This window comes from Deltaproteobacteria bacterium, from assembly GCA_016874735.1.
Taxonomy (GTDB): domain Bacteria; phylum Bdellovibrionota_B; class Oligoflexia; order Oligoflexales; family CAIYRB01; genus CAIYRB01.
The window spans coordinates 1-4,966 of sequence record VGTI01000127.1 but is presented as its reverse complement, the minus strand read 5'-3'; the positions used below and the strand labels follow the sequence as shown (position 1 = coordinate 4,966).

The window sequence follows — 4,966 nt, the reverse complement described above, 5'->3', positions numbered from 1 at the left end:
ATGCTAATCGCAGCTGCAGCGTCACTGGTCCGCGTGGCAAGTGCGTGGTGCCTGGCGTGCATCGGTTTTGCCGCGATGACAAAGACTACCGCTGTCTCATGACGCCCGGTAACTGGGCGATGATGGGGCGGGTCTGGGATTATCTGGGCCTACCGCAGTCGAAGGAGATGCGCCTCTACGCTGGCAGCGATGACCTAGTGCTGCCGACGCAGGTAGAACACGCGCCGGTGGGGTTCCAGCTCCATTTGCTCGGCGTCGAAACGCTGCTGAAAAAGCGCCTGGGACGTGACACGACTGCGGTGACGCAAGCCGCGGCTAAACTAATCGAGCGGCAGCCGGATAATCCCTTTTTTGATTATCTGGCACACGGTGCCAGCACGGAGCTACATACCAAAGTCGAAGCGCTATGCCCTAAATTTGGTGACGCGAGCGTGAGCGCCCGCAATCAGTGGTCGTGGGAGCGCGCGACCAGCGAAGCGGCGTGGCGCGACAGTATGGGCTGGGACTGCATCTTCCTCAGTCAACTTACCAGTTGGCGTTAGTGAGCCACCGCGACCAGTAGAGGGCATCTTGATGCCAGAGATCCAAACGATTTTTGTTTAGACCATTCAGCAGCGCAGCCTGACGCGCGGGATTTTGCGCGAGTGCCTCGAGTGCAGCACGCGTGTCCACCACGAGGGCCATGCCTTGATCGTCGAAGCGAAACCAATGTTCCTCGGTACCCAACTGCTGATGGTAAAGGGGCACGTTGTCATCAACGGGCCGCAGGGTGACGCACAGGGTGTCCTCAAGCGCTAGATTGGGCTCTGGCCAGCGGCTGCACACATCCGCTTCCACGTTCGAGGCCGTAGCCGGGGCCGGGGCTGCTAAGGCACTGACATTTAAAAGAGAGAGCCCAATTAACCAAATTTTAACCAAAGCCATATTCCGTCCCCTGTCCTGATCGGCTTATAGTGCGCGCCAGTCAATGGCAGCAAAGTAGCAACGTTCTCTAGCAAAGCTGAGCGATATTGTCGATAAGGGTGGCTGATGCGGAAGCGCTTGATGTTGATGACGATGATGACGGCGGCAGTCGCTGGTTCCGTCGGCTGTGGCGACCAACAGGGATCAAAATTAGCTGTGGGTGACCCGTCCCCAGGAGAGTCCCTGAGCTTTAGTGACGACCACGCGCCTTTTGAAGGGGAACTCCCCGACAGACCGCGCCTGTCCTTTCGCAGTGAGTGGCAACAACTACACGGCGGAAGTTTTGGCCTCGAGCTCAAACTGGGCTGGAGTGGCCTCGGCTTCGAGGTAGCAGTTGCCCAGCAGGTACGCACCGTGTCGGCCGCACTGTTTGACGTCGCGAAGACGGCATCTGCGCCCGACAGCAGAATCTTTAACGACGACCGCGGTCACTTTGAGATCCGCGAGGGCGAGTCGGTCACTGGCCGCTGCGAATATGCGATGGCCGCACAGCTGAGACTGGGCGAAGAGGCGGCCGTCATGGTGGCCGGCGTTAAAGTTGAGCATGAGTATGAGAACGCCAAGCTACTCGAGGTCACAGTCGCTGATCGATTTTTCGCCGTGGAGGCTGATAAAACCTTGGCGGACTACGAGCAAGTTTGTCGCGATGGATTTAAGGCCTTTGAGTCCAGTATGCGTCAGGATCTGACGGCGGCACTCAAGTCAAAAGTGGTGATTCACAAAGTCGGAGACAGTCGGATCGACGCTCTGCGGTCTGCTCTTGTCGGCGAGCGTGTCGGCTTCACGACAGACGGCGGCACGTGGGAACTCGAGCCGGTTAAATATACGACCGAAGGCGAAGCCATCGTCGTAGCCGGCCGGTTGAGTCAGCTGGGGCGCTTTGGTGGGCGCAGCTATGATTTCCGTCACGAGTTTAAACCTGGATCTGGCAGTGATCGATTGAAGCTAAACAAGATGACGATAGCGCCGCGCGGTGTGGATAAAGCCGACCAGACGGCGATGGAGCTGAGCGTCTACTTCGCCCAGAATGTGGCCCGGCGCGCTACGAGTGACGGGATGTTTAGCGTGGATACGTCGCTACTTAGGTGAGCATTTACGGCAATAGGTGCTACAGCACACTTTTAAATCATCTAAATATGGATTATAATCCATATTTAGAGGTTTAAGTTGCTATCCACTGAAAAATATTACCAAATAATCGACTATAACAAGCCGGTTTGGGCGCGGGTCCGGGCTTTTACGGGGTCACGGGAGCAGCTTGGGGACCCTGACTTTCTCAGTGCCAATTTGGCATGCTTGGTTGGCGAAAAGGGCGTGGGTAAGACCGTCTTGGCCTGCCAAAAGGCTCTGCAGCTTGCGGCCAACGACACCACCAAGATCTTCTACATCAGCCTCGACGACACCATGTTTGCCGCCGACTCGATGTACGACTTGGCCCAATTAGCCGAGACGCACGGAGTCCAAGTCGTTATTTTTGACGAGGTCCATCGCTACAGCGCATGGAAGTCGGAGCTCAAACGTATCGCTGATCGCCTCACAGTTCGTTGCATTGTATCGGGGAGCTCCATTTTAAGCTTCAAGGATCTCGGCGGCCTAGCGCGACGGATGGTTAAGTATCAACTACTTGGGATGACTCTGCGCGAATACCTCAATATGACGCACGGCAGTCGCATCAAATCACTGTCTCTCGACGAACTATGCAGAAATGGCCCACGAGCCGTCGAAGACATTGCTCGCACCTTGCAAGCGAAGACGCAACGACCTTTACCTCTATTATTTGCCGATTACCTTAGGCGCGGCTATCACGCTTATGGCGTCTCCCATACGAGCGATAGTGCGTTCAGCACACTGCTACGCCAAGCCACAGAGGATACCATTGCCTACGAGATCGTCTTAGCACAGACTCATTCGCGCCCGGATATGGCGCGCAAACTACAATCCATCTTCAAAACCATCGCGCAAAACGTGCCTTACACCATCGACTACGAAGCGCTTAAAGCCTACGCCCACATCAGTGATTCCCGCACTCTGAAGCACTACCTTGCATGCCTAAAGGACGCTGGAATCATCCGCAGCCTCGACCGCTACACACTAAAGTCTCTGCGTAAACCGGAAAAGCTTTATCTCGGCAACACGGCTCTCTATTATGCATATGCCGAACTAAAACCCGATATAGGATCGATACGCGGGACTTTCTTCCTGACCAGTATGGCACTGAGTCACCACCAGGTCAGTCTGCATTCGGGACAAGCTGACTTTGCTGTTGGTCCCTACACGTTCGAAGTGGGCGGTCCGCGCAAAGGCAAAAGGCAAATCAAGGACGAAGAGCATTCCTATGTAGTCCGGGATACTTGGGAATTCTCGGCAGATCCTCGCATCATCCCGCTTTGGGTGTTTGGGCTCTTGTGAGACTAGAGCGGTGAGAAGCCCAAGGTTTTTGTGTTAGAATTGCCAAATGAATCACAGATTATTGCCACTACTGCTTTGCTGCCTCAACGCCGTTATCGGTGAGATTGCCCTAGCAGCGGCGAGCCCCTTGGATTTTGGCAATGTGACCATCACACTTGCCGGCGATAGTGGCGCACTCGATGCACTGAAAGCATCCGAGCAGTGGACGGCCGCCTGTCAGAATCTAGGCAAAAGTCTGGTCTCCGGCTCTGGGCCATGGGGCTTTGGACTTTTTGGTGGGTTTAAGTGCAAGAAATTCGGCACCAAGGACAAAGCCGACGCTGGCTGGACGCTTTGGGCCACTGCGGCGCCAAACGTACTGCGGTTTGAGATGCGGCATAGTGACCTGGATCAGCCTGTCGCCAAGACCGACATCCCCGTCAGTGGTGTCAGTGGTGACCTACTAGAGCGCATGGGCAAATCTAAGCTTGCGACCCTTATTGCTGCAGATCTCCTAGAAAAGCTGCCGGTGTGGGCGCGCATCAATTCACCACAAATTAGGGATAACGGCAAAAAACTCGAACTGCCTATCCCATCCAAACTGAAAAACTTCCCGCAGGCTCCAAAACAGCTTGCAATTTATACGCTCACATTCGAGCCGCAAAGACACATATGGCAAGCTCATGTGATCGCCAAGGCCGATCAGACCGAAACTAGGAGCAAGAAAAAGCTGACCTGGGTCCTGGATCGTCCCGTATCCCCCGGTGGCAGCCCAGTCTACGCCCACGACTACCGCGGCCGCGGCGCAAACGCTGAAATTCTGGGAAGGCTGATCGAAGATGCAGCCAAAAAACCGCTCGATGACGATGACTTTCTCGGCGGTAATCTAGCTGCTGCCGCGTCCCGAGTGTTAAATGAAGGATTCATTGGCGTGAGGCTAGGTAAGTCGCTATCGAGCGGGCAATTAGCGCGCAAGATCAAGACAGCATCGCTACTCGCCGAGCTACGCGGTGCACCTCTTGATGGCCTGCGGCTCTACCACGACGTCTGGCCTAAGATCAGTGAAGAGGCAGCCTTCGGTCCCACCAGCTTTTCCGGCAGCCGCACAGTGCTTGGATGGGCACTGGGGATGGACCTTTATGACACGAAGTTATCGGGTCTCATTGACCGCATCGATTTTGTGCCGAAAATTGGCGTCTGGTCGATGAAGTCGCAGTTTAAACTGGCCCCGACAAATGACACAGTTGCTGCCTACGACTTCAACTTTGCCAGTAGTCTCAGCACCGGTGTCGAGCTGGGAGTGGAGAAGCAATTCGCATCGCGCGCTCTGCTACGCCTATGGCTAGGTGCTGACTTTAGCAGTATTGCGGGGTCTGCGGCGACCGCGGCCAAGATCAATGATGTGCGAGCCGGCTCTGATTTACTCGTAAACGTAGCCACTCTAGGACCCATACATTGGTCTATCTTGGGTTTTGGCGTCTACGAACGGATTCAATTAGCAAAGCAGTACCCAGACGGCACGAGAGAGGCCGCCCTGAAATCGATAAGCCTTAGCCTGGCCATGGTCGGAGGTGGACTTGCACTCGCTTGGTAGACTCGTCTGTCTATACGCGCT

4 protein-coding genes are annotated in these 4,966 nt (G+C 55.3%); 3 read left to right on the top strand and 1 reads right to left on the bottom strand.

The window, feature by feature from the left end; genetic code table 11:
* Nucleotides 1–525: 525 nt before the first annotated feature.
* The gene (locus FJ146_19445) at nucleotides 526–924 is read right to left on the bottom strand and encodes a hypothetical protein (protein MBM4254146.1); all 399 of its coding nucleotides are present in this window, start codon (nucleotides 922–924) and stop codon (nucleotides 526–528) included.
* 105 nt (nucleotides 925–1,029) lie between these two features.
* On the opposite strand from FJ146_19445, the gene FJ146_19440 reads away from it, so the two are divergent.
* The 3 genes from FJ146_19440 to FJ146_19430 all read left to right on the top strand — a co-directional run bounded on the left by FJ146_19440 (nucleotide 1,030) and on the right by FJ146_19430 (nucleotide 4,945).
* Nucleotides 1,030–2,052 carry a hypothetical protein gene (locus FJ146_19440; protein ID MBM4254145.1) on the top strand — a complete coding sequence of 341 codons (1,023 nt, stop codon included), beginning with the start codon at nucleotides 1,030–1,032 and terminating at the stop codon, nucleotides 2,050–2,052.
* A 78-nt stretch (nucleotides 2,053–2,130) separates the two neighbouring features.
* The gene (locus tag FJ146_19435; GenBank protein ID MBM4254144.1) at nucleotides 2,131–3,372 is read left to right on the top strand and encodes an ATP-binding protein; all 1,242 of its coding nucleotides are present in this window, start codon (nucleotides 2,131–2,133) and stop codon (nucleotides 3,370–3,372) included.
* Nucleotides 3,373–3,418: 46 nt separating this feature from the next.
* The gene (locus tag FJ146_19430; protein MBM4254143.1) at nucleotides 3,419–4,945 is read left to right on the top strand and encodes a hypothetical protein; all 1,527 of its coding nucleotides are present in this window, start codon (nucleotides 3,419–3,421) and stop codon (nucleotides 4,943–4,945) included.
* Nucleotides 4,946–4,966: the final 21 nt, after the last annotated feature.